The sequence below is a fragment of the Candidatus Competibacter denitrificans Run_A_D11 genome, assembly GCF_001051235.1.
GTDB classification, from domain to species: domain Bacteria; phylum Pseudomonadota; class Gammaproteobacteria; order Competibacterales; family Competibacteraceae; genus Competibacter_A; species Competibacter_A denitrificans.
In genome coordinates this window covers 247,042-271,035 of the sequence record NZ_CBTJ020000020.1, presented here as the reverse complement: position 1 = coordinate 271,035, position 23,994 = coordinate 247,042, and the positions used below count along the sequence as shown (strand labels likewise).

At 57.4% G+C, this 23,994-nt stretch carries 19 protein-coding genes and 1 pseudogene; 7 read left to right on the top strand and 13 right to left on the bottom strand.

Annotated features, from left to right (window positions below; all coding sequences use genetic code 11):
* Positions 1-30 precede the first annotated feature (30 nt).
* Both BN873_RS03375 and BN873_RS03370 read right to left on the bottom strand, forming a co-directional pair.
* Complete coding sequence (locus tag BN873_RS03375) at positions 31-873, bottom strand: putative bifunctional diguanylate cyclase/phosphodiesterase (RefSeq protein ID WP_048670605.1); 843 nt, start codon at positions 871-873, stop codon at positions 31-33.
* 406 nt (positions 874-1,279) lie between these two features.
* Positions 1,280-2,899 carry a nitroreductase family protein gene (locus BN873_RS03370; protein WP_048670603.1) on the bottom strand — a complete coding sequence of 540 codons (1,620 nt, stop codon included), beginning with the start codon at positions 2,897-2,899 and terminating at the stop codon, positions 1,280-1,282.
* Between the two features lie 222 nt (positions 2,900-3,121).
* On the opposite strand from BN873_RS03370, the gene BN873_RS03365 reads away from it, so the two are divergent.
* From BN873_RS03365 to BN873_RS03350, 4 genes are read left to right on the top strand one after another with little or no spacing between them, the layout of a single operon-like run.
* Complete coding sequence (locus BN873_RS03365; protein ID WP_048670601.1) at positions 3,122-3,586, top strand: ferritin-like domain-containing protein; 465 nt, start codon at positions 3,122-3,124, stop codon at positions 3,584-3,586.
* Positions 3,587-3,940 carry a FeoA family protein gene (locus BN873_RS03360; protein WP_082161068.1) on the top strand — a complete coding sequence of 118 codons (354 nt, stop codon included), beginning with the start codon at positions 3,587-3,589 and terminating at the stop codon, positions 3,938-3,940.
* Positions 3,937-5,841, top strand: a complete 1,905-nt coding sequence (gene feoB, locus BN873_RS03355; protein WP_048670599.1) for a ferrous iron transport protein B — start codon at positions 3,937-3,939, stop codon at positions 5,839-5,841. The genes BN873_RS03360 and feoB overlap by 4 nt, the downstream gene beginning before the upstream one ends.
* A gap of 1 nt (position 5,842) precedes the next feature.
* Positions 5,843-6,073, top strand: a complete 231-nt coding sequence (locus tag BN873_RS03350; RefSeq protein WP_048670597.1) for a hypothetical protein — start codon at positions 5,843-5,845, stop codon at positions 6,071-6,073.
* Between the two features lie 112 nt (positions 6,074-6,185).
* On the opposite strand, the gene BN873_RS03345 is transcribed toward BN873_RS03350, so the two are convergent.
* Together BN873_RS03345 and BN873_RS03340 are read right to left on the bottom strand one after the other, a co-directional pair.
* Complete coding sequence (locus BN873_RS03345; RefSeq protein ID WP_053085216.1) at positions 6,186-7,358, bottom strand: amidohydrolase family protein; 1,173 nt, start codon at positions 7,356-7,358, stop codon at positions 6,186-6,188.
* A gap of 57 nt (positions 7,359-7,415) precedes the next feature.
* Positions 7,416-8,468: an oxidoreductase gene (locus BN873_RS03340; RefSeq protein WP_048670595.1), complete on the bottom strand. Its 1,053-nt coding sequence runs from the start codon at positions 8,466-8,468 to the stop codon at positions 7,416-7,418.
* Positions 8,469-8,717: 249 nt separating this feature from the next.
* Between BN873_RS03340 and BN873_RS03335 the strand changes: the two genes are divergently transcribed.
* From BN873_RS03335 to BN873_RS03325, 3 genes are read left to right on the top strand one after another with little or no spacing between them, the layout of a single operon-like run.
* Positions 8,718-10,049 carry a UDP-glucose dehydrogenase family protein gene (locus BN873_RS03335; RefSeq protein WP_048670593.1) on the top strand — a complete coding sequence of 444 codons (1,332 nt, stop codon included), beginning with the start codon at positions 8,718-8,720 and terminating at the stop codon, positions 10,047-10,049.
* Complete coding sequence (locus BN873_RS03330; protein ID WP_048670591.1) at positions 10,046-11,458, top strand: mannose-1-phosphate guanylyltransferase/mannose-6-phosphate isomerase; 1,413 nt, start codon at positions 10,046-10,048, stop codon at positions 11,456-11,458. The genes BN873_RS03335 and BN873_RS03330 overlap by 4 nt, the downstream gene beginning before the upstream one ends.
* Before the next feature lie 12 nt (positions 11,459-11,470).
* Entirely contained in the window at positions 11,471-12,820 is a 1,350-nt protein-coding gene (locus BN873_RS03325) for a phosphohexomutase domain-containing protein (RefSeq protein WP_048670590.1), read from the top strand.
* Between the two features lie 214 nt (positions 12,821-13,034).
* Here BN873_RS03325 and hsdR read toward each other — a convergent pair whose 3' ends face one another.
* From hsdR to rnpA, 9 genes and pseudogenes are all read right to left on the bottom strand, one after another.
* Complete coding sequence (hsdR, locus tag BN873_RS03320) at positions 13,035-15,416, bottom strand: EcoAI/FtnUII family type I restriction enzme subunit R (RefSeq protein WP_048670731.1); 2,382 nt, start codon at positions 15,414-15,416, stop codon at positions 13,035-13,037.
* 116 nt (positions 15,417-15,532) lie between these two features.
* On the bottom strand, positions 15,533-16,948 hold the full coding sequence (locus tag BN873_RS03315) for an ATP-binding protein (RefSeq protein WP_048670588.1): 1,416 nt from the start codon (positions 16,946-16,948) through the stop codon (positions 15,533-15,535).
* Positions 16,949-16,960: 12 nt separating this feature from the next.
* Positions 16,961-18,151, bottom strand: a complete 1,191-nt coding sequence (locus BN873_RS03310; RefSeq protein WP_048670586.1) for a restriction endonuclease subunit S — start codon at positions 18,149-18,151, stop codon at positions 16,961-16,963.
* A 101-nt stretch (positions 18,152-18,252) separates the two neighbouring features.
* A pseudogene (locus tag BN873_RS03305) lies at positions 18,253-18,537 on the bottom strand (GIY-YIG nuclease family protein); the annotation flags it as partial.
* Entirely contained in the window at positions 18,534-19,988 is a 1,455-nt protein-coding gene (locus tag BN873_RS03300; RefSeq protein WP_048670582.1) for a class I SAM-dependent DNA methyltransferase, read from the bottom strand. The gene BN873_RS03300 and the pseudogene BN873_RS03305, both read right to left, overlap by 4 nt.
* 188 nt (positions 19,989-20,176) lie before the next feature.
* Positions 20,177-21,520, bottom strand: coding sequence for a tRNA uridine-5-carboxymethylaminomethyl(34) synthesis GTPase MnmE (gene mnmE / locus BN873_RS03295; RefSeq protein ID WP_048670579.1), 1,344 nt, complete (start codon positions 21,518-21,520; stop codon positions 20,177-20,179).
* Between the two features lie 101 nt (positions 21,521-21,621).
* Positions 21,622-23,415 carry a membrane protein insertase YidC gene (gene yidC / locus BN873_RS03290; RefSeq protein ID WP_071243976.1) on the bottom strand — a complete coding sequence of 598 codons (1,794 nt, stop codon included), beginning with the start codon at positions 23,413-23,415 and terminating at the stop codon, positions 21,622-21,624.
* Positions 23,415-23,645, bottom strand: a complete 231-nt coding sequence (gene yidD, locus BN873_RS03285; RefSeq protein ID WP_048670577.1) for a membrane protein insertion efficiency factor YidD — start codon at positions 23,643-23,645, stop codon at positions 23,415-23,417. Before yidD ends, yidC begins: the two co-directional genes overlap by 1 nt.
* On the bottom strand, positions 23,630-23,956 hold the full coding sequence (rnpA, locus tag BN873_RS03280; protein ID WP_048670575.1) for a ribonuclease P protein component: 327 nt from the start codon (positions 23,954-23,956) through the stop codon (positions 23,630-23,632). Before rnpA ends, yidD begins: the two co-directional genes overlap by 16 nt.
* Between the last annotated feature and the right edge of the window lie 38 nt (positions 23,957-23,994).

Genomic DNA, 23,994 nt, shown 5'->3' with positions numbered 1-23,994 from the left:
CGAATCAGCGATGATCGCCCATCATCAACATCACGCTGGACGATTATTGCTGGGTCCCCCATTGCCCAGATGATTGCGTGGCCAGCGGCCACCTTGACTGACCAGCCGATCCAGTTGGTGAACTTCGACAGCGGCTGAAAAAAGATACCCCTGACCGAAATCACAACCCAGTTCTCGTAAACGGTCCAGTTGCTCAATACGTTCGATGCCTTCGGCAACTGAGCGCAGCTTAAGAGTTGCGGCTAAGTCAATCAAACTCGTAGTGAGTGCCTGCCCTTCTCCTTGAGCGCCAATCCCATCCACCACCGATTTATCGATTTTCAAGATATCCGCTGGGAAACGGCGGATATGGTCAGCGGAGAGTTGGCCGGCACCAAAGTCGTCAATCGCCAGACGTACGCCCGTGGTTTTCAATGTATGGGCGTGATCAATAGCCGATTCGGGATCTTGCATCACCGCCGTTTCAGCGATCTCCAAAATGAGCGCGGAAGGTGCAAGGCCGGTTTCCGCCAGCACCGCGCTGATGCATTGAGTTAATCCAGGATCTTGCAACTGACTCGTTGAGAGATTGATCGCCACTTGCAAAGAGACAGCGGTGCGGCGGTGAAGATTAGCAATCTGTTGGCACGCTTCCCGCAGCGCCCAATAGCCAATCTGGGTTATCTCGCCGATCTCCTCAGCCAACGGCACGAACTCAGCGGGTGAGACGGTGCCCCGCGTGGGGTGCCGCCACCGCAGCAATGCTTCGACACCCACTATGGCTCCGGTCCACAGGTTCATGACTGGCTGATAGACTAGCTCGAACTCGGTGCGCGCGAGCGCGTCTCGAAGGGCTGCCTTGAGTTCTAACTGCCGCAATAAAGTATCATTCATGGTCAAGCCGCCGATCTTGATACGAGTAGGCGAGAGCTGGTCGCGTCATTAGAAGGTGTTTTACTCACCCCCTCGGCAAACGGTTTAAGACGGATACCGTCATTAACGCTTTTCTTTTGGTTTTTTATATGGCTTTAGAAAAAACCAAAGCCGACCACAAATCTGGCGGGAAGCAGTTTCGATGAACAGCTGTAGCGGAAAGCAGCTTTTAAATCAATACGTTTACTAGGAGCAGGATATATGCTGGTTGTTGAATGCTATAGCTATTTTGGTAATATGTTAAGCAAACTTAACAGCAAACTGATTTTTTCTCCACCTAGAGGACATACTACTGCAAACCGAGTCTTTTATATACAAACTTAATACGATCTTCAGGGAAAACAAGGGAATCAACCCTCTTTTCCCTTTAGCTGAATCGGTGTAAATGAGCGTAGGGTGGCAAGGTTTGCAAGTGCCGGTCCTCGACCGGCCCACCGACGGTGAAGTGATAGAGTGATTGCCACGCCAAGCCATCTAATCCCAGCAGTCGGTGCAAGGCATCATCAAAAAAACAACCGATACCCGTCGCGCGAAGACCACTGGCTTCGGCTTCCAAGTAAAGAATTTGCCCCAGCAGACCCGTTTCCCAAAACAATTCTCGGTACCGCCACGGTGCATCGTGTAGAGGGTCGGCAAACTCGGTCAAAAAGCCCACGGCAAAGCAGGAATCGGCTGCAATCTCCTGATGACAGCAAATCGTTTGGGCGGCGTCACGGCTATCGCCTGCGGTGAGCCGATAGAGCGGCAAATCGGCTGTAGCCAGCGACCATTCCCAGTCACCGCGTAGCGCCGCACGCAATTGCGGCAGCACTTCTGGGGATCGTACCAGCAGATAAAGGCCAGGGCTGATGCCAGCGATCCGGTGGACGAAGAACAGCGGATGCACGCGCGGCCTTTGCGGCCAGGTATCGAGTGGAGGTACATCGCGACGCGGCAGCAGCGCGTCGAGCATGGCCAGCCAGTTCTCCCTCGGCAAGCTGGTTAATCCATCAAAAGCAGTCGCACTGCGCCGCTGGCGGATCAACGCCGCAGCGTTGGCCACACAGCCTGATTCGCTCAATGGAGGATACGTTGGTGGCTCGAAAGGGGGCGTGAGTGAGACGTTTGGCCGGTGAGCGGCTACGGCGATATCAGCGATGCCAGGCCATTCCCGCTGGGAATGGCTTAACCGGTTGGCCCGGCCCAGGAAGGTTAATCCGTCTGCTAGCGAGTTAGCCGACAGATCGAGCGGCGATGGTTCCGGGCCGACCCATAGCGCGATTTCGGGCGCTTCCGGCTCGGCGGCGGCGAAATCATCCGCCCGATTCAGTCCCAGCAATCCGGCCAGCGCGTCATCGCCCCAATCGATAAGCAGTCGCGCCCGCCAGCCCAACGCGGCGGCGGCGTAGCTGATGGCGGCGATGGCGTGGCCGCCATCGTGCTGGCAATAGCGATAGGCGCGCAGGCCATATTTCCAGGCTTCCCGCCAGTGGATACTACTCAGCGCCACCACTACACCACCGGGCAATGCGCTGCTCCAGCTTGTTGAACCCGGCGCGGCGCGCTGTTCCAGCGCGTGATCGTGGCTCAGATAGTGATAGACACCGGCGATCAAGCCAGGGAGGGTAGGGCAGATCAAATAACCTTCGGTGGGATGCAAGTTGCCGCTTGATGGATTGCAACGTAGCGCCCAACGCGAACCGCCGTGCTGCTTCCAGGCCGATAAACCCAGCGACAGCTCGAACAGGATCGCTAGCGAATCCCGCTCCAACGCAAAAGGCGCCGGCCGCTCGCCCCGGCGCACGGCTTCGAATGGGGTCGGCAGGGAATCAGCCCGCAACGGCAGTTCAATTCGCGGCGCCCCGGTAAAATGGCGGAACGGATCGGGTTGGTTGGCCCAATCCAATCCGCCAGGTCCGGGCGCGTAGCGCTCCAGGTGATGCTTGCTGGCCTGGTGGTAGGCGATGACGGCCGCTGAACGGTTTGCATCGGAAGGTTTCGATTTCATTGGTTAATCCCTGTCAAGCACCACGAATGGTTAGTGCTCTCACCCACCCATCCGGTGCAGCAAATCGGCAGCCTCTTGGACAATTTTTTATTGAGAATGATTCTCATTTTTCTTATAATCCATTCAAAATACGCAAAGAATAACCTCCTGGGCTGCTCAACTATTATGTGCTGTCCCGGCCATTTAAGACGACTCTCTCCCATTTTCAAAGGTGGCAGGCCCATGAATGAAGAAATCGATAAAAGTAAGGCGATCAGCATCCTCAATCAAATCATGGAATTGGAGCTGGCCGGCGTGGTGCGCTATACCCATTACGCACTGATGGTGTTTGGGTATAACCGACTTCCCATCGTCGGCTGGCTCAATTCCCAGGCTGATGAAAGTCTGCTCCATGCTCGGCAAGCCGGCGAGTTGATCACCGGCCTGGGCGGCCACCCTTCCTTGGGCATCGGGCCGCTGCTGGAAACCGAACAGCATGATATCGGCGATATCTTGCGGGAATCCCTTGCGCACGAACAAGCGGCACTTGATGCCTATTACCGGCTACTGGATTGTGTGTGCGACCAGGATGTCCGCCTGGAAGAATACGCTCGCCGACTCATTGCCGAAGAACTGACTCACAAGGATGAGGTTGACAAGATGTTGCGTGCACCGGGCCAGAATAGAACGTCGGTGGGGAATCCGTAAATGAACGCGCTCAAAGCATCAGAACGCCGTGCTTTTGAATTGGGCTGCACGGTGGGTCTGGGTTTCACGCAACCCTTAGGGCAGATGCGGCCGGGTAGCGTGGGCCGCATTCTCGCCGTCAGCGGGAGTGACCGTGATATTGAGCGCGGTCTGTTGGAAATGGGCTTTGTAGAAGGCGCCTGTATCGAGGTATTACATCACGGCTGGCTGCGGCGCGATCCGCTGGCGGTACGTATCAACCAAACCATGACTGTCGCCTTGCGCTGTTGTGAGGCTAATGCTGTCCTGGTCGGCCCCTTGGGTGATCCGGCTGTGTCGGTGGGTGCGGTCGAATTGGAGTATGCGCCGTCGTGACCGCCGGAACGCTGACTGTGGAAGCATTGAGATCAGCCCGCATTGCCTTGGTCGGCCCGCCAAACAGCGGCAAGACCACGCTGTTCAATACACTGACGGGTGGCCGGCAAAAAACCGCTAACTATCCCGGTGTGACCGTCGAGCGAAAAAGCGGTCTTCTGCGAACACCTGATGAGCATTCGGTCGAAGTGCTTGATTTACCGGGTAGCTACAGTCTGCGCGCCCGCAGCCCGGATGAAGCCATTACCCGTGATGTGGTGCTCGGTCGCCAGCAGCAGGAAACCCTGCCCGATGCCATCGTCTGCGTCACCGATGCCACCAATCTGAACCAGCATCTACGGCTGCTGTTGGAATTGCGTCCGTTGGGTCGGCCACTGATTTTGGCGCTCAACATGATGGATATCGCCCAAAAGCGCGGCTGCCGGATCGACATTGATGCGCTATCGCGTGAACTGGGTATTCCAGTAGTCACGACGGTCGCTATGCACAAGAGCGGTGTGCAAAATCTTCTCGGCCAGATCGATGCCCTGTTGCGGCAGCGATTGGCTAGCGATGGCGCTCGTACCATCGACGGCTGGCAAGAACCTTCAGTGGATGCCATTCGCGCTTATCACCGGGAAGTGGAACGGGTCTTGCGGCAAGCGATGGTGGAGGAAGGTACGCCAGCGCGCTTCACTCGCCAACTGGATCGGGTGCTGCTGCATCCTATCGCCGGCCCGGTGATTCTGCTTGCCCTGCTGTTTCTGATGTTCCAGGCGGTCTTCAGTTGGGCGGCAACCCCGATGGATTGGATCGATGGTGGCATGGTAACTTTGCAGCAGTGGCTTAACGCGCACATGGAGGAGAGCCTGCTTAAGAGCCTGCTGGTGGATGGTATCGTGGCCGGTGTCGGCGGCGTGGTGATTTTCCTGCCGCAGATTTTGATCCTGTTTCTGTTTATTCTGCTGTTGGAAGATTCGGGTTATATGACCCGCGCCGCCTTTCTCATGGATCGACTGATGAGCGCGGCCGGTCTGAACGGTCGTGCATTCATTCCTCTACTCTCCAGCTTCGCTTGTGCCGTTCCCGGCATCATGGCCACCCGTGCGATCTCTCATCCGCTGGATCGTCTCGTCACCATCCTGATTGCACCGCTGATGACCTGCTCGGCCCGCCTACCGGTTTATGTCCTGTTGATCGCCGCCTTTATTCCCGACACGCTGGTATGGGGCAGCGTCGGCTTGCAGGGTCTGGTGATGTTCGGATTGTACGCAACCGGCATCGTCGGCGCCTTGGTGGTGGCGGCTGTGCTGCGCTTAACGCTGCTGAAAGGTGGCCGACAACCATTGTTGATGGAATTGCCAAGCTACAAATGGCCCAATCCGGCCAACGTGCTACTCGGCTTGTGGGATCGGGTGAAAATCTTCCTGCGGCGGATCGGTACCATTATCCTGAGCCTGATGGTCATTCTCTGGTTTCTCTCGACCTTTCCGGCACCGCCGACGGGAGCAACGGAACCGGCGATTTATTACAGTTTCGCCGGCATGATCGGGCGTGGATTGGAACCGCTGCTGGCGCCCATCGGCTTCAACTGGCAGATTGCTATCGCCCTGGTGCCAGGGCTAGCGGCGCGCGAGGTAGCTGTCGCAGCGCTCGGTACGGTTTATGCTCTGAGCGGTGACGAGGGGGCGGTTACGGAAGCCTTGTCCGCCACGCTGGCCCAACACTGGACGCTGGCGACCGCACTCTCGCTGCTGGCGTGGTACGTGTTCGCCCCGCAATGCCTGGCGACGCTGGCGGCTGTCCGGCGTGAAACCAATTCCTGGCGTTGGGCTGCGTTCATGTTCGTCTATCTGATGGCGTTGGCCTATCTCGCCGCCTTTTTCACCTATCGGATTGCGCTAGCCTTGGGAGGAGGTTGAGATGTGGCAAGACGCGCTGGCTCTACTGATCGTGGCCATTGCCGGGTTAGCCTTGTTAAAGCCCTATATCCCGATACGACGGTCTTTTGCTAACGATTGCCGAAAGAAGGGTGGTGCGGCGGCGGTGCCACCCACAGCGCTGTCCGGCTGCACTGGCTGTACGTTGGGATCGTCAGCTTGCGTTAAAGCGCAAGCTGGGATTGATACTACCGTCTTTGATCGGAATAGGTGATCTCCTCAAAGAGGTTGTGGGCCATCGGGACCGCTTAAAGCGGAATGCGCTGCCTCATCTGTATTCGACTAATGTGGCCTCATCTACCCCACTGTGCATACAAATTAACCTCTCACCCGATAGCCCTTCTTTGTTGGAAAAAAGGTCGGGTGTGAAACACGGTCGCCGGAAAACAGTGCCCTTGCCAGCAGAGCAGGCGTTTTAGGGTGAAATCAAAAAGCAGCGGATTGTGCTCCCGCAGAGCGCACAAGTCCGGCACAGCGTCGGTCGGCAACAACCCGTTTCGAGCCAGCGCAGCAGGCCATGTCAGCGGTACGATACCAGGTAACGGATAATCCGAGCCGTGTAACAGGCGATCATGTAGATCATTACGTTCCAGCAGAGTGCGAATGACGGTCAACTTACGGTTGCATTGAGTAATCGCGGAAATATCCCCATAAAGCAAATCGGTTGCCCGCGATTCCTCGAAAAGGCGCAAAAACAGATCAAAGCTCGCTCGGCGCGGCCCACGTTCGCCCTGATCCAGATCAATATCCTGGCCCAATGAGGCGCAATGAGCGACGATGACGCGGACCCCGGCATCCAGAGCACGCCGTAGCCGCAGAGGGTTTCCCAAATGATCCGTGCCACAATCTCGCACGGCCTTCTCCTCGCCGCAATGGATGATCAACGGCGTCCCTGTCGCTGCCAGCGCCCGATAGAAACCGTCACAGCGTTTTGCGGCAGGGTCCATACCCATCGCAGCCGGTAGCCATTTGATGGCACACGCATTCTGTGCCAGTGCCGTCTGTAGGGCATCGACTGCATCAGCCCGATAAGGATGGATGGACGCCGCCCATTCGAAGTGAGCCGGAAATTCCGCCGCCAACCGAGCTGCCCACTCATTGGGGATATAAAACGCCGTCTGGGCACTGTCTGGCTGACCTGTCTCGTCGTGGAAACGTTCAAACGCGAACAACAGCACCTTAAATCCGACTGGCATCGCCACGCATAGATTCAATAAGCGGGCAGCGTAGGTAGCATCGACTTGTCCCGAAGCGCGGTGCGCGCAACCGGCATTCAGGTAAAAAAGCCGCTGAGCGTAATGCAGCGGATGCCACAGCGAGGACAACTGCGGCCCAATTTCGATCCTGCTGTCACCGTCACCGAGTCCCGCCAAATGGACGTGGCTATCCCAGACTTGTTTTGGATCAACACCATCCCACGCTTGTCGTACCCAGCGACTGCTGAGGAAGGTGACTGGAATGGCCACCCGGCAAGGATTGAATAACAACGAATTGATCATCAGTGATGCCTAGCGGAAGTCCGTTCACCATGGTAGCGCCAAATTTCGCCTGGCCACTCAGCAAACATCGACCGTGCGACGCTCCGAATGGCTTTGTCTGGCCAATTCGATCAGGCGAATCGTATGTTTGGCCTGTTCGGGCGTGACCAACAAATCGGCTTGGCCGACGATAGCCTGATAAATATTGTCGTAGTATCGCCGATAGTCGCCGTTGCGGGTTTCGATTTTGCCCCGAAAATGCAAACCACCGATTTGCGTGTTGAGAACCCCCCACTGCGCTTCCGGCTCCGCGCCCCAATCTGTACCTTCGGGGGTCAGCCCACGCTTCAAGGCATCTTCCTGGGGATCGACTCCATACTTCACAAATGAGCCTTCAGTGCCGTGCAAAGCAAATCGAGGCCCTGGCTCGCGCAGCAATAAGCCAGCCCGCAGCGTGACTTTGAGAGCATCGTAATGCAAGATCAGCTCAAATTGATCATCGGCCTGATCGGCCGCCCGCTGGCTACGGATATCGGCGGTCACGCTGTGTGGCAAGCCGAACAACACCAGCGCCTGGTCGATTAAATGGGTACCCAAATCAAACAAGATACCGCTACCCGGCCCAGCTTGTTCCCGCCAGGCACGCTCAGGACTGAAATGATTTCGAAAGCGGTCGAAGTGGCTTTCATACTCGACCAGGCGCCCCAGATAGCCTTGGCGCACGATCTCGCTCACTGTCTGAAAATCGCCGTCCCACCGCCGGTTTTGAAAGGCGCTGATGAGTCGGTTTTGCCGACCACCCAAATCGATGAGGCGCTGAGCTTGTTCCGCGGTAAGCGTGAAGGGCTTATCGACGACCACATGCTTATCCGCCAGCAAGGCGCGCTCGGCCAGTTCGAAATGCGACGCACTTGGCGTGGCAATCACCACCAACTCGATCCCTGAATCTCCCAACAGAGCGTCAACCTCTCTGACGATTTCGACCCACGGGTAGCGCTCGCGCGCGGTGTCAGCACGGCGTTCAACCACCTTGGCCAGCCGTAACCCGGGAACAGCCGTGATCACCGGGGCGTGAAAGACCCGCCCCGCCATGCCATAGCCGATCAATCCGACCTTAATCTGTTGCATGATTCAGATTCCTCGAAAAGCAGTCACGGCGTAAAAATCAATCCAAGCCTTGACCGGCGCTCGCTCACGAATCGCGACCAACTGCTGCTGGGTGGTGTGGCTCAGCGACACTCTGACGAGACAACCGCTCTTTTAGCAAACGGTATGATAAATTACGCACCATTTACGGGTATCAGCTCGCTTAAACCGGTTCTCGCTTTCACTTGATCCCGACCCAATCCCTGAAATCCCCAATCCAAGTGTAGTAAACACATGAAAATTACGATCTTTGGCTCTGGCTATGTTGGGCTGGTTACCGGCGCTTGCTTCGCCGATGTCGGCAACGACGTACTATGTGTGGACGTGGACCCGCAAAAGGTCGAAAAACTCCAGCGCGGTGAGATTCCGATCCACGAGCCGGGCCTTGATGATTTGGTTCAGCGTAACGGGGCCAGTGGCCGCTTGCGGTTTACCACCGATGTGGCGGATGGCGTGCGCCATGGCTTGTTCCAATTCATCGCGGTTGGTACGCCGCCGGATGAGGATGGCTCTGCCGATTTGCAGCATGTCCGCGCCGTCGCGCGCTCCATCGGCCAACATTTGGCAAGCTATCGAGTCATCGTCAACAAGTCCACGGTGCCGGTGGGCACCGCCGATGTCGTGCGTGCTACCGTCGCCGCTGCTTTGGCCGAGCGTGGCTGCGAGATTGCTTTCTCAGTGGTTTCCAATCCCGAATTTCTCAAGGAAGGCGCGGCTATTCAGGATTTCATGCGGCCGGATCGCATCATCGTCGGCAGTGATGACCAGCGGGCCACCGTGCAGTTGCGCACCCTGTATGCACCGTTCAACCGTAACCGTGATCGGCTGATCGAAATGGACGTTCGCTCGGCGGAACTGACCAAATATGCCGCCAATGCCATGCTGGCCACCAAGATCAGTTTCATGAACGAAATCGCCAATCTCGCGGAACGGCTGGGTGCTGATATCGAGAAAGTGCGCATCGGCATCGGCGCCGACCCGCGTATTGGTTATCACTTCATTTATCCTGGTTGCGGCTATGGCGGCTCCTGTTTTCCTAAAGATGTCAAGGCGCTGGAATACACCGCTCGCTCTATCGATTATCAGGCCAATTTGCTGCAAGCCGTCGAAGCCGTTAACGAGCGCCAGAAGAACGTCCTGTTCGAGAAAATCCACCGCCACTTTAAGGGCGAGTTGGCGGGGCTGACGTTTGCGCTATGGGGGCTGGCCTTCAAGCCAGGTACCGACGACATGCGTGAAGCCCCCAGTCGCAATCTACTGGAAGCCTTGTGGCACGCCGGTTGCCAGGTCCAGGCTTACGACCCGGCTGCCATGAACGAAACCCGCCGCATCTATGGCGAGCGGCCCGATTTGCGTTTGTGCACCGACCCGATGGTAGCACTCACCGGGGCCGACGCTTTACTGATCGTCACCGAGTGGAGCCTGTTCCGCAGCCCCGACTTCGACGCCATTCGTGAGCGACTCAAACAACCGCTGATCTTCGATGGTCGCAATCTCTACGATCCCGATGATCTGCGTGCAGCGGGCTTTATCTACTATGCCATTGGCCGAGGCCAACACCCATGATTATTCCGGTTATCCTATCCGGTGGCAGCGGCACTCGCCTATGGCCACTGTCGCGCGAGGTCTATCCAAAGCAGTTTCTGCCTCTGGTCGATGAGCGCACCATGTTGCAAAACACCGCGCTGCGGGTCGTCGGTATCGCGGATACCTCGGCGCCACTGGTGGTGTGCAACCAAGAGCATCGGTTCATGGTGGCCGAGCAATTACGTGCATCAGGCATTCACCCGCCGATGGTGATTTTAGAACCGGTCGGCCGCAATACCGCGCCGGCGGTCGCGGCAGCGGCGTTATACGCCCGCCAGCACGACGAAGACCCCATTTTGCTGATCCTTCCCGCCGATCATGTGATCGCCGATACCGAGGGTTTCCGCGCCGCTGTCCGGCAAATGGCGACTCATGCCCAAGACGGGCGCCTGATTACCTTCGGGATTGTGCCAACCGCCCCGGAAACCGGCTATGGCTACATTAAGGCTGGCGCGGCGCTCGATGAAGCCGGGGTCTGCGCAGTTGAGCGTTTCGTTGAGAAACCCGATGCAGCTACCGCACAAGAATACTTGCAATCGGGTACCTACTCCTGGAACAGCGGTATGTTCATGTTCCGTGCCTCGGAGTTTTTGACTGAGTTGGAACGCTTCGCACCGACGATTTTGGCTGCTTGCCGACAAGCGGTGGCCGCCGGACGTGCTGAGCGTGATTTTCTCTGGCTGGACGGTGAGGCATTCGCTGCCTGTCCGAAGAATTCCATTGACTACGCGGTCATGGAAAAAACAGATCACGCAGTGGTGTTACCGCTCGATGTGGGTTGGAATGATGTCGGCTCCTGGTCGGCATTGTGGGAAGTGAGTGCGCGCGACTCAGCAGGCAACATTGTGCGTGGTGATGTCATCGTGGTCGATTCTCATAATATCTACGTGGACGCCACCACTCGATTGGTTGCCACCGTCGGCGTAAACGATCTGGTGGTGGTCGAAACTGCCGATGCCGTGCTGGTGGCCAGCAAGGACCGGGTGCAGGAAGTCAAAGCGGTCGTAGATCGGCTTAAAACTAGCCGGCGCCCGGAAGGCTGTAGCCACCGAAAAGTGTATCGGCCCTGGGGGTTTTACGATTCCATCGATTTGGAGCGCCGCTTTCAAGTCAAGCGGATCATGGTCAAGCCCGGCGCCTCCATCTCCTCACAAATGCATCACCATCGCGCCGAACACTGGGTCGTGGTTAGCGGCACGGCTCAGGTCAATCGTGGCGATGAATCCTTCCTGCTCACGGAAAATCAATCCACCTATATCCCCGTCGGCGTACCGCACCGACTGACCAATCCTGGAAAAATTCCATTAGAGATCATAGAGGTACAATCTGGTAGCTACCTAGGTGAGGATGATATCGTCCGCTTCGAAGATATCTATGGCCGGGAATAGGTGAGGCATATCATGACACAGCTAACGTGTTTTAAGGCGTATGACATTCGCGGGCGTATACCAGACGAGCTGAATGAGGATCTCGCTTATCGCATCGGGCGAGCGTATGCCATGCTCTTTCAGCCGCGTCGCGTGGCGGTCGGCCATGATGTGCGTTTAACCAGCCCGGCGCTGAGTATGGCGGTTGCGCGTGGGCTGCTGGACCGTGGCGTGACCGTCCTCGATATCGGCTTATGCGGCACCGAGGAAATCTATTTTACGACCTTCCACCACCAATTAGATGGCGGGATCATGGTGACTGCCAGCCATAACCCAATGGATTACAACGGCATGAAGCTGGTGCGTGAGCACGCCAAGCCCATCAGCGGAGATAGCGGCCTGTTCACCCTGCGGGATATAGCGGCGCGTACCGACATCATCGAATCTAAACGGCGCGGCACGTTAAGCGAACAACCGGACAAGAGCGCCTACATTAGCCATTTGTTAAGTTACATTGATAGGCGCCGGCTCAAGCCGCTGAAGATCGTGGTCAATGCCGGTAATGGCGGGGCGGGACCGATCATTGATGCGCTGGAACCACACCTGCCGTTTCAGTTTATCAAGATCCATCACGAGCCGGATGGCACCTTCCCACACGGTATCCCCAATCCTTTGTTATCGGAATGCCGCGACGCCACAGCCCATACGGTGCGGGAATACGGGGCCGATTTGGGTTTGGCCTGGGATGGCGACTTCGACCGCTGTTTCTTCTTCGATACCAGTGGCCGTTTCATTGAAGGCTATTATTTGGTGGGCCTGTTGGCGGAAACGCTGCTCGCACGTCAACCAGGCGCCAAGATCATCCACGACCCGCGCCTCACCTGGAATACCATTGAGCAGGTGCGGGCAGCGGGCGGCGTACCGGTGTTGAGCAAGACCGGCCATGCTTTCATCAAGGAACGGATGCGGCAAGAGGATGCGTTGTACGGCGGAGAGATGAGTGCCCATCACTATTTTCGCGAGTTCGCCTACTGCGACAGCGGGATGATTCCCTGGTTACTGATCGCCGAGCACCTGTCTGATACCGGTCAATCGCTAGCGGCGCTGGTGGACACCCGAATGCAAGCGTTTCCGTGCAGCGGCGAGATCAATTTCCGGGTCGCCGACGCGCCGGCCAAAATTCGAGAGATCCTGGGTGCCTACCGGGCGCAAAGCCCGGCTCTGGACGAAACCGATGGGTTGAGCCTGGAGTTTACCGACTGGAGGTTCAACTTGCGCTGCTCGAACACTGAACCGCTACTGCGGCTTAATGTGGAAACACGCGGTGATTCCGGGTTGCTGGAACGTCGGATCGGTGAGCTGCAAGCATTGATCGGCAACTGATCCAGACCGGGCAGCGCTAAGGTCACCCACTTCGATGCTGACGCTAGCACATCAGCGCTAGCCCATTTTCCGGTAGATTCAAAAAATAGTAGTGACTTCAAAGCGAATGTTCTAGCCAAAGCTTACCCAGTGAAAGCATGGCGTAAAGGTGTTGCTTCGCTCCGCTGGCGTTTCGCTATCAGGGTCGCCAGTTGGCACGAATCAGCCAGCCAAGCTACGCCGGTTCGGTATACAAACACCGCTGAAACCCACTAAACACCTTCCCGATCTCATCCGGTCGGCCGAGATCAGCCACCGCGTCCGGGATTGAATCGTGGTACTTCAGCTTCAATAGCGGTGTCAGCTTCGCCTGATCCAATTCCTCGACCCCGAGTGCCACATAGTGCGACAGCACGAAGTCGATAAACACCTGCTGCTTCGGATTGAAGTTCGCGCTGATGACCGCCATCGCCCGATCCGCCCGTTCTTCGCGGGTCAGTGGTTCCAAAGCATAGGCCACATGCGCCAGCACATCGAACAGGTCGCTTTTCTCGGCGTCGATAATCTTCTGCATTTCAGCCAGTTGATCCTTGCCAAAACCCTTCTCGGCCAAGCCTTCCAGCAACTTTCGCCGGGTATCCGGTGCGCTCCAGAGCGCCCGCAGTTCGCCTTCATCCTTGAAGAAGTCTGGCAGCTTGCCGAACAGCGCCTCCATGAACTGCTGCGCCGACATCGGTGTGCCGTCTGGGTGCCAAAAGCTGGTGACGACCATGTGCTGGATCGTGCGCGACTTGCCATCCGCCAGCTTCACCTTCGCCTTCTTTTTGCACACGCAGGGACGCTGACCACATTTCGGGCAAGGATCTTTCGCACACTCACAGGGCGACTTGCCGCAGAGATAGCAAAGCGGTGGCGGTTCCTTGATGCAGACACACGGCACCGAATGGCATTTCTTGCAGCTTTCCGGCTCGATAGGCTCGCCGTCCCATTCCGGGTCGCTGAAATGGTGATGCGCCTTCACGAAATCGTAGATCGTGAAGTAGTCCTTGCCGTCGTAAAGCCGGGTGCCGCGCCCGATGATCTGCTTGAACTCGATCATCGAATTCACCGGCCGCAACAGTACGATGTTGCGCACGTTCCGCGCATCGACGCCGGTTGATAGCTTCTGCGACGTGGTCAGAATGGTTGGGATGAACTTCTCGTTGTCCTGAAAATCCCGCAGCCATTGTTCACCCAACGCCCCATCATTCGCCGTCACCCGGTGGCAGTAGTTCGGATCGGTGCTGGTCTTGATCTGGTTGATCAGGTCACGGGTCGCCAGGGCATGATCCTGCGTGGCGCAGAACACCAGCGTCTTTTCCCGCTGGTCGATCAGAGACATGAATATCTCGACGCGCTGCCTTTCCCGTTCCATGATCTCGATAATCTTGTTGAAGTCGGCTTCCTCGTAGCGCTTGTCGGCTTCGACCTCGCCTTCGACTACTTTGTCGTCGGGCGTGTAGACGTATTCGTCGAGCGTGGTCGAAATCTGCTTGACGCGGAACGGCGTCAGGAAGCCGTCGTTGATGCCGTCCTTGAGCGAGTAGATAAACACCGGCTCGCCGAAGTAGGCATAGGTATCAACGTTGTCCTTCCGCTTCGGGGTGGCGGTCAGGCCAAGCTGCACGGCCGGCGCAAAGTAGTCGAGGATGCCGCGCCAGTTGCTCTCGTCGTTGGCTCCGCCCCGGTGACACTCGTCGATGACGATGAAGTCGAAAAAATCCGGCGGATACTCGCCGAAGTAAGGGGTATCCTCCGGCCCGCTCATGAAGGTCTGGAAGATGGTGAAGAAGAGGCTACCGTTCTTCGGCACCTTGCCTTTTTTGCGGATGTCGGCCGGGTCGATGCGCACCAGCGCCTTGTCGTCGAAGGCTGAGAAAGCGTTGTAGGCCTGGTCGGCCAGAATGTTGCGATCCGCCAGAAACAGGATGCGAGGCCGCCGGGTCGGCTCACCCTCGTTCTTCCCATTGGCGAGGCTCCACCGGCTCTGAAACAGCTTCCACGCGATCTGGAAGGCGATGAAGGTTTTGCCGGTGCCGGTCGCCAGCGTCAGCAGAATGCGATCCTGCCCGGCCGCAACGGCGGCCAACACCCGCTCGATGGCGATGTCCTGATAGTAGCGGCCTTGAAAGAAGCCTCCCTTGTCCTCGAACGGCACGGCGGCGAAGCGATCCCGCCAGGCGCTCTCGGTGGCGAAGGTGCGCTTCCACAAGTCATCCGGTGACGGGAAAGCAGTGATCTCGCCTTCCACGGCTGTTTGCGTGTCGATGCCGTAGATGCCCTGCCCGTTGGTCGCGTAGGTGAAGCGCAGCGCGAGTTTGCCAGCATAGTCCTTGGCCTGCGCCACGCCTTCGGTCAGCGCCTTGTCCCACGCCTTGGCCTCGACCACCGCCAGCTTGGTGTTGCGGTATTCCAGAACATAATCCGCCGTCAGCGGCTTGCCGCGCTTGCCCGCCCCTTCCAGACGGCCGAGCGTGATCGGATATTCGCGCCGGATACGGCTGCCTTCGGCCACGCCCCAGCCTGCCGCCGCCAAGGCAGGGTCGATGTGTTCGGCGCGGGTTTCAGCTTCGTTCATCGTCAGGGCAACCTTCATTGTCTCGGCATGGATTTGCGTCTAAATAAGCAACCCGTTGTTTTTTAATAATGTTATCAGGCGGCATGAACAAGTGTGCGATTTGCGTCTAAACAAACTCAAGCCCAGTAAGGGATGTAGCTGCGATAGCGCAGCGAACTCTGTTCCGGGTCGGCAATCTTGATTTTGTTCTGTTCAACCGCATCCCGAATTGTGCGAGACACCGATTCCGCCTTGTTCGCCGGCAGGCCGAACCGCTCACGCAGCGTCTGGTTGGTCATCTGCTCGTTGCTGACGTAATGCAGACAGCAATGCTGGTAGGCGGCGCGGACACGCTCATTCCTGTCCAGCTTCTCGAACTCCTTGTAACTGAACAGGATGGCCGTCGTCCGCACCTCGCCAACCCGAAAATCCGGTGGAGGTAGTTGATGTCCCTCAACCGCCTTGACCACCTTGTCCACGCCGCTGCCCTTCTCCTCGCAGATACCCAGACGGCGCATCAGGTCAGCCACCCGCTCGTTGCGGGAGCGGTATTCGTCGATAAAGCGTTCGACGCTGATGGGCGGCGTACCGGGATTGGAAATTTCCACCCGGTCGGCATACATCTCGATCATCACCGAGGCGCCCGTCGCCAGGAAATCCTGATGCACCAGCGCATTGGCAATCAACTCACGCAGCGCCTGCTTCGGGAACATCTTCACTTCCTCGCGCACCACCTGTTCGATGCTGCGATTCTGCGGTGCAGCGGAATGGACGAAATCGACGAGACTCTCGAACCCCACCGCGTAACCCCGGTTGCCCGGTTTGTCCTCGCGGGTTTGGGTCTTGTCTACGCCCTCGTAAATCACCACGCGGGGCGCTTTACGCGCCAGTGTCGGAGAAAATAGATCGAGTCGCTTGGCCAGCAGGATCGCCGCCAGATTCGTGATCGTCCAGCCCGCCGCCTGCGCAATGAGACCTTCGCTCGACAAACGCGCCAACACGCCCTCGCGCGTCGTTGGATAAGGCATTCGAGAAAGGTCGAAATAGGTCTGCGTGTCAAGCAGCGCGATCACCTCGTCGGCGCTGGCACCCTGTTTGGCCGCTTGCGAAAACCAGTCCGGTTGCCCTTCGGCGAAGATGCGGCGCAGTTGATCGGGCGTCATCGGCACCAAGTCCTCACCCGCCCGCATCAGGTAGGCCCCATCGAAATCCAGCGGCTGGCCCACCGGGCGCGAAGGAACATCGAACACCAGTACCCGGCCTTCGGGGTGCATCAGCTCCACCGCATCCACCCGGATACGCAGTTTGTCGACAATGCGGGACTTGATGTCGTTGAGATCGGCCGCCGCCGCGAATGACCGAGTCCCCACAACGCGGCGCGGCAGTTTGTCCGACACGCCAAGTACCAGATGACCGCCGCCCTCGTTCGCCAGCGCCACGCAGTAGCGCAGCAGCTTCGTCGTATCGAACTGCTGCTTGGCCTCCTTGAATTCCAGATGCTCGGATTCGGCAGGTGCGGCGAGCCAATGGGTCAGGGTGTCGAGGGTGATCATCGTGCCGACATCCTATAACACCCCGGAGAAAGCTTGGTGCAGCAGGGATTTCTTCAGGTCGTCGAGGGCGGTGAGTTTTTGTTGGTAGAGGGAGGCGAGGCGTTGGGTTTCAGCAGCAAGGGCGTTGAATGTAGCCGCGACCTCTTCCTGTTTCTTCAGAGAAGGGAACGGAAACGTTTGGTTCTCGAATGTCCCGAGATTGATATTGTCGCGTGCCGTACCTTTTCCCTTCTCTTTGAGCAAGGCTTTGAAGGATTGGAGCAGAAACTCCACATACTCGTTATCGGCAAGCTGATCATTGACCACGATTCCGATGACGCTGTCTGGGAAGCAGGCTTCAAAATCGACAATGGCCGTTTCGCCAACTGTTGCACCGACAATAGCGATACAAACTGTACCCTTTGGCCAAAGTCGGCTTTGCGACAGACCAAATTCGCTATAAGTCTGTGCGTATTCGGTCAGCCAGTGGTTTGCGTTGCTGATGTCGCCGGTTTGGATGAATGGATACGGCCCGCCATAGAGCTTTGGTTCATTTCGCGGGCGATACTTTGATTTGCCGCGCCCGAACTCCCGCGAAACTTCAACCAGCCTCGTCTCCACCCACCCCTCACCCCGCTCCGTGAAAACGGATTGCAGGTGGCTTTCAAACAAAGCGCGGGCGTTCTGGAGGTTCTTTTCGGCGTTGGCTTTGGCGGTGGCGATACCGTCGAAGGCTTCGTCGAGGATGGCGACGATGCGGTGCTGTTCGGGGAGCGGTGGTAGCGCCACCGGAATGCCGGCGATCAACGGTAGATTGAGAGAAGGATAGGCGTGGTCTTGGATCAAGTCCTGAGCAGAAATCGTACTCAAGAAATAAAGAAGAAACCGACGATCAACCTTCGCCTCATCGCCAACAATGGTCGCAAGATGGCTTGAAACATAACCATCCACACCGAGCATCACCCGATGATTAAGGAATGTTGAAGCACCACTCTTTGGAAAAAGAATTGTTCCTGCCGGAAAACGATGAAGCCCCTTGATGCCATCTTCGTTCAAATAGTCCGCTGACTCGGTGATGTCACCAAAGCGAATTCGCCCCGCGTCGGATGTACGGAAAAACGGGTAAATACCGTCTGCGAACAAGGCTGTACCTTGTGGGGCGGAATTGCCCGCTCCTACCTGAGAGACAGAGCCTAAGGTCGTCTGTTGCCACCCTGCCTTCATAGCACCCCCTTCTCTCCGTCATTCCCGCGTAGGCGGGAATCCAGTGCCGTTGAATTCTGGGTTCCCGCATTCGCGGGAACGACGGCGGGGGGAACGGCACCGATAATTTCCGGCCAGAGGTCATGCCAATCCGGGTTGGTTTTTTCGATGGCGGCAAGCTTCCATTTGCGCAGCCATTTTTTCATGGCCTTTTCCCTGCTGATGGCGCTTTCCATGGTTGCGTGTTGTTCGTACCACACTAGGGTTTTAACCCCATATTGCTTGGTAAATCCTTCCGCAAGGCCCTCCCGATGTTGCCAAATACGCTTAACCAAATCAGAGGTCACACCGATGTAAAGCGTGCCGTTGCGTTGGCTGGCAAGTATGTACACGGCGGGGTATTTCATAGCAACGCCCTAATATTAGCCAGCACGTCGGCACTCTCGGCATCCAGCGCGGCGATCTCGTCCATGATGGCCTGCGGGCTGCGGTGGATGACTTCTTCGCCACCATTCGGGTTTTTCACCGACAGGTCGTAGGTCACGGTGGCTATCGTCGCGGCATCGACGCTCCAGCTTTTCTCGGTATCGGCCTGCGTCTTTTGCAGTTCGACAAACTCGGCAAGATCGGCGTCGTTGAGCGGGTTAGTTTTGCCCAGGTTGCGGCCGGGGTCGAGCTGGTAGAACCAAACCTTGCGCGTCGGCGTGCCCTTCTCGAAGAACAGCACGACAGTCTTGACACCCGCGCCCTGAAACGTGCCGCCGGGGCAATCGAGGACGGTGTGCAGGTTGCAGGATTCCAGCAGCAGCTTGCGCAGACTCACCGAGGCGTTGTCGGTGTTCGACAGGAAGGTGTTCTTGATGACCACGCTGGCCCGGCCGCCGGCCTTGAGCATCTTGATGAAGTGTTGCAGGAACAGGAAGGCCGTCTCGCCGGTGCGGATCGGGAAGTTCTGCTGCACCTCCTTGCGCTCACCGCCGCCAAAGGGCGGATTGGCGAGGATCACGTCCATTCGGTCCTTGTCCTGAATGTCAGCGAGGCTCTCGGTGAGCGTGTTGGTATGGATGATGTTGGGCGCTTCGATGCCGTGCAGGATCATGTTCATGATCGCAATCACATAGGCCAGCGGCTTCTTCTCCTTGCCGTAGAACGTGCGCTCCTGAAGCGTCTTAAGATTGCCGGCAGTCAGCCCGGCCTGGCCTCGCAGGTAATCGAAGGATTCGCAAAGGAAGCCGGCCGAGCCGCAGGCACCGTCATAGATGCGTTCACCGACCTTCGGCTGCACCACCTGCACCATCGCCCGGATCAGCGGGCGCGGAGTGTAGTACTCGCCGCCGTTGCGCCCGGCGTTGCCCATGTTCTTGATCTTGGCTTCGTACAGGTGCGAGAGTTCGTGCTTCTCGGCCTGCGAGCGGAAGCGCAGTTCGTCGATATGGTCGATGATCTCGCGCAGGGTGTAGCCGCTTTGAATCTTGTTCTTGATCTCGCCGAAAATCTCGCCGATCTTGTATTCGATGGTGTTCGGGCCGGTGGCCTTGAGCTTGAAACCTTGCAGGTAGGGGAACAGCTTGCGATCCACAAACTCCCGCAGGTCATCGCCGGTCTGGGCCTTGTTGTGGTCGAGCCTGCCGTCTTTATCCTTGGGCGCGGCCCACGATGACCAGCGGTAGGGGGCATCGAGGATGAAGGTGTACTGCTTGCCCTCCAGTTCCGCCTCCATCGCCTTGTCCTGCTCCAGCCCGTCGAGATACTTGAGGAACAGCAGCCAGGAAGTCTGTTCGGTGTAGTCGAGTTCGGTGGTGCAACCCGCTTCGTTGCGCAGGTCGGCGTCGATATTCTTGAAGGCTTGTTCAAACATGGGGGGTTGTTCCGGGCGAAATTGCCAAAGCCGCTACTCTACTGGAATACCCCACCGCCGGACAAAGGCGGACCGTTCCGCCACCCCGCCAACGCCGACTTTCTAATTTTGCGAAACAGATTCAGCCATCCCGGCCCAGGTCGTCGCGTTGCAGCCGCCAAATATCCAGCAGTCGCATGTAAGTCTTGCTATTTTCCAATGCAAAAGCTGGAAAATATCCTCGAAAGCAAATCCTCTGATGTAAACTCGCCGGTAATTTCAGCCAGCGCGTTCTGAGCCTCGCGCAATTCCTCAGCGACCAGTTCGCCTGCATGGAATATTTCCAGTTGCTCAGCCGCTCGTGCCAACGCTGTGGCTGCCCTTTCCAGAGCCTCCAAATGGCGGCGACGGGCCATGAACGTGCCTTCCGCACTGCCACGATAGCCCATGCAGGCTTTCAGATGCTCTCGTAGCAAATCCAAGCCGGCGCCGGTTTTAGCCGATAAGAAAATCTCTGTTCCCCACAATCCTTCTTGAACTGTCGGAGAGCGGCCGCTGAGGTCGATTTTGTTATACAAAACCGTCAAAGGCGTCTCAACCGGCAAGCGTTCTCGCAAAGCGGCTTCTTCAGCCGCCAAGCCAATTCGGTCATCGACCACTACCAAAACGCGGTCAGCCGTTTCGATTTCCGCCCAGGCGCGACGAATCCCTTCTTGCTCGACCAGATCATCGCTCTCGCGCAAGCCAGCCGTGTCGATCACATGTAAGGGCATTCCATCAATGCTGATCCGCTCGCGCAGCACATCGCGCGTGGTACCGGGAACTGCGGTGACAATAGCCGTCTCCCGTCCAGCCAGATCATTGAGCAAACTGGATTTACCGGCATTTGGCCGACCCGCGATCACCACGGTCATCCCGTCGCGTAATAAACGGCCCTGACCAGCCGCAGCTTGTAAAATACCCAGTTGCTCCCGACAGTCCGCCAGACGGGTTACAATCACAGCATCGGCCAGAAAATCAATTTCTTCTTCGGGAAAATCGATAGCCGCTTCCACATACATCCGCAAGCTGACCAAGCTTTCGACCAACCCCTTCACCCGCTGCGAAAATTCACCTTGCAGAGAACGGAGCGCGGCCCGCGCAGCCGCAGCGGTATCACTGGCGATTAGATCAGCAATCGCCTCAGCTTGGGCTAAATCAAGCTTGTCGTTAAGAAAGGCGCGCTCGGAAAACTCACCGGGCCGGGCGGGCCGGGCACCTAATTCAAATACACGGGCCAACAGTAAATCCAACACGACCGGCCCACCGTGACCCTGGAATTCGACCACATCCTCGCCAGTGAACGAGTGTGGCGCAGGAAAAAACAGGACGATTCCTTGATCCAAAATCTCACCGGCTGTGGCGCGGAAGCGGCGCAAAACCGCCTGCCGAGGGGCTAGCACCAGACCACAGATCGCTTCGGCAATAGCCGTGCTACACGGCCCGGATACGCGCACGACACCGATACCCCCTTGTCCGGGCGGGGTGGCGATGGCAGCGATGGTATCGGTCATAAATCGGAAGGCTCCTCCTCATCTGCGAGGAGGAGGAATTCGAAAGTGACTAGAGAATGATTCAGCAACCACCCTCCCCAGACGGGGAGGGGAAGAGCAGATTATTTCTTGCGCTTATTTGGAGTTTTCTGCTCCGGCAAGGCTTGCTTCGCTAGAGAGATCAGCTTCTTAGCTTGTTCGCCTAACCCGGAGCTGATTCCGGCTTTTTCTTTGGCTTTCAGCGCAGCAGCGTCGGCTCCAGACTCCACTCGCTTGGTGATAACCCACTGCTGGGCGATGGACAGCATATTGTTGACCACCCAATACAGCACCAAGCCGGCCGGGAACCACAAAAACATGAAGGTAAACACCACCGGCAAGGCCATCATCACCTTGGCTTGCACCGGATCGGGTGGAGCCGGACTCAGCTTTTGCTGAATGAACATCGTCACACCCATGATCAGCGGCAGCACGTAGTACGGGTCAGGAATCGACATGTCCTTGATCCAGAGCATGAACGGCGCCTGGCGCAACTGCACGCTCTCTACCAATACCCAATAGAGTGCAATAAAGACGGGAATCTGTACCAGGATCGGTAAGCATCCGCCGAGCGGGTTTACCTTTTCCTTCTTGTACAGCCCCATCATCGCTTCATTCATTTTCTGCTTGTCGTCGCCGTACAGTTCCTTAAGCCGGCTCAATTCCGGCGCCAGTCGCCGCATATTCGCCATGGAACGGTAGCTAGTCTCGGAAAGCTTGTAAAACGCCAACTTGATCAGAATCGTGAGGAAAATGATGGCCCAGCCCCAGTTGCCAACGACCCAGTGAATCGCTTTTAGCAACCAAAACAGCGGCTCGGCGATGATAGTCAGCACACCGTAATCAACGGTCAGTTGCAGGTTAAGGGCCACTTTTTCCAACACATCTGGCAGCTTTGGCCCGACATACAAGCGCGTGTGAAAATCGCCGGTCGCACCGGGCGGTACCGTCTGCATGGCACCGCGCATTCCCACTAAATAGCGATTGCCACCAACCGATTTGGTATAAAAATCTTCGGTTTCCCCAGGATTGGGAACCCACGCACCCAAAAAATAATGCTGGATCATGGCAACCCAGCCGTCCTTGACCGGCTGATTCAGCTCTTGCTTGGTAATCTGATCGAAGGCAATTTTTTCATAGCGCTGTTGTGGCGTGGAAATCACAGCCCCGGTGTAGGTCACCACGCCACTGCCAAAATAGCTGCTAACAGCTTTCGGCGGCGTGCGCTGAAACTGCCGATACTGACCACCTTGCCACTCGTTGGGGCTACCGTTCTCGACTCGCTGATTCAATTCGATCAGAAAGCTGCCCCGGTGAAATGTATAGGTCTTGACCACCTTGAGGCCGGCAGGGTCCGACCAGGTTAGCCGCACCGGTAGCGTATCCTGGCCATCCGCCAAACGATACTCGGTTTGCTCAGGCACGAACGTAGCGTAATGATTAGGCGCCGGGCCGTTGTTCAACGCCACCAAACCAGACTGCGCGATAAACAAATCTGGACCCGTGTCTTTCAGTAAGGCAAACGGTTGATCGGGATGTTGGACCGAATCTGGATAGGTGCGCAAACCGGCGTGCCGCAGATCACCACCGACCGTGTCGATTTCAATGGCAAACAGATCGGTGGTCACCTGCACACGTTGCCCGCCGCTGAGGGCTTGTGGGCTAGGCACCGCACCGGCTCCCGGCGCAGCAGTTGGTATATCCTGGCCTGGGATAGGCGCCAAAGCGCCGCTAGTTCCAGCAGAACCGGCCGGCGCGGTGGCCACCGCCGGCGTGGGTGGCGGATGCTTTTTAGCCTGAAATTCCATCCAGTTCTGCCAGAGCAGAAATACGATGAACATCAAGGCCGCGAATAGAATCAAACGTTGGTTTTCCATCAACGGTCCTTCGGGGAAGGTTCGGGAACAGGATCGACGCCGCCCGGATGCCAGGGATGACAGCGCAACACGCGCCGAATGGCCAGCCCTACACCACGCGCGACGCCGTGAGACTCAATGGCTTCACGAGCATACTGCGAGCAGCTCGGATAAAAACGGCAATGGTTGCCCATTAACGGGCTTAGAACGATCTGATAGACGCGAATCAGCGCAATCAGCAGGGAGCGCATAATTGTGCGAATCTCCGCCAGTGCCGCTCCAACGAGGCGAACAGCACTGCGTTATCCTGCTCGCTCGCGCCGGATCGACCCAGCAGCACACAATCCAAGCCGCCGAGATCGCGCTGGTGGCGCCGAAAGCTTTCACGTCCGATCCGCTTCAACCGGTTGCGTGCCACAGCCGATTTGGCGACCTTGCGAGAAACCGCTAAACCCAAGCGTGGATAGCCCAACTCGTTGGGTCGGGTGAGCACGGTAAAATAACGGTCGCTGGATTTGCTAGGCTGGGCGAAGACGCCGGCAAAAGCCTGTCGGCCGGTCAGCCGGGCGCGACGCGGAAAACGCGCGTCGCCGGCCGCAG

Bases quoted from the DNA above. Each gene is read 5' to 3' on its own strand.
- BN873_RS03375 (WP_048670605.1), bottom strand. From the start codon at position 873: ATGAATGATACTTTATTGCGGCAGTTAGAACTCAAGGCAGCCCTTCGA.
- yidC (WP_071243976.1), bottom strand. From the start codon at position 23,415: ATGGAAAACCAACGTTTGATTCTATTCGCGGCCTTGATGTTCATCGTA.
- BN873_RS03370 (WP_048670603.1), bottom strand. From the start codon at position 2,899: ATGAAATCGAAACCTTCCGATGCAAACCGTTCAGCGGCCGTCATCGCC.
- yidD (WP_048670577.1), bottom strand. From the start codon at position 23,645: ATGCGCTCCCTGCTGATTGCGCTGATTCGCGTCTATCAGATCGTTCTA.
- BN873_RS03325 (WP_048670590.1), top strand. From the start codon at position 11,471: ATGACACAGCTAACGTGTTTTAAGGCGTATGACATTCGCGGGCGTATA.
- BN873_RS03350 (WP_048670597.1), top strand. From the start codon at position 5,843: ATGTGGCAAGACGCGCTGGCTCTACTGATCGTGGCCATTGCCGGGTTA.
- BN873_RS03365 (WP_048670601.1), top strand. From the start codon at position 3,122: ATGAATGAAGAAATCGATAAAAGTAAGGCGATCAGCATCCTCAATCAA.
- BN873_RS03335 (WP_048670593.1), top strand. From the start codon at position 8,718: ATGAAAATTACGATCTTTGGCTCTGGCTATGTTGGGCTGGTTACCGGC.
- BN873_RS03310 (WP_048670586.1), bottom strand. From the start codon at position 18,151: ATGAAGGCAGGGTGGCAACAGACGACCTTAGGCTCTGTCTCTCAGGTA.
- mnmE (WP_048670579.1), bottom strand. From the start codon at position 21,520: ATGACCGATACCATCGCTGCCATCGCCACCCCGCCCGGACAAGGGGGT.
- BN873_RS03360 (WP_082161068.1), top strand. From the start codon at position 3,587: ATGAACGCGCTCAAAGCATCAGAACGCCGTGCTTTTGAATTGGGCTGC.
- BN873_RS03330 (WP_048670591.1), top strand. From the start codon at position 10,046: ATGATTATTCCGGTTATCCTATCCGGTGGCAGCGGCACTCGCCTATGG.
- BN873_RS03315 (WP_048670588.1), bottom strand. From the start codon at position 16,948: ATGATCACCCTCGACACCCTGACCCATTGGCTCGCCGCACCTGCCGAA.
- BN873_RS03300 (WP_048670582.1), bottom strand. From the start codon at position 19,988: ATGTTTGAACAAGCCTTCAAGAATATCGACGCCGACCTGCGCAACGAA.
- BN873_RS03345 (WP_053085216.1), bottom strand. From the start codon at position 7,358: ATGATCAATTCGTTGTTATTCAATCCTTGCCGGGTGGCCATTCCAGTC.
- hsdR (WP_048670731.1), bottom strand. From the start codon at position 15,416: ATGAACGAAGCTGAAACCCGCGCCGAACACATCGACCCTGCCTTGGCG.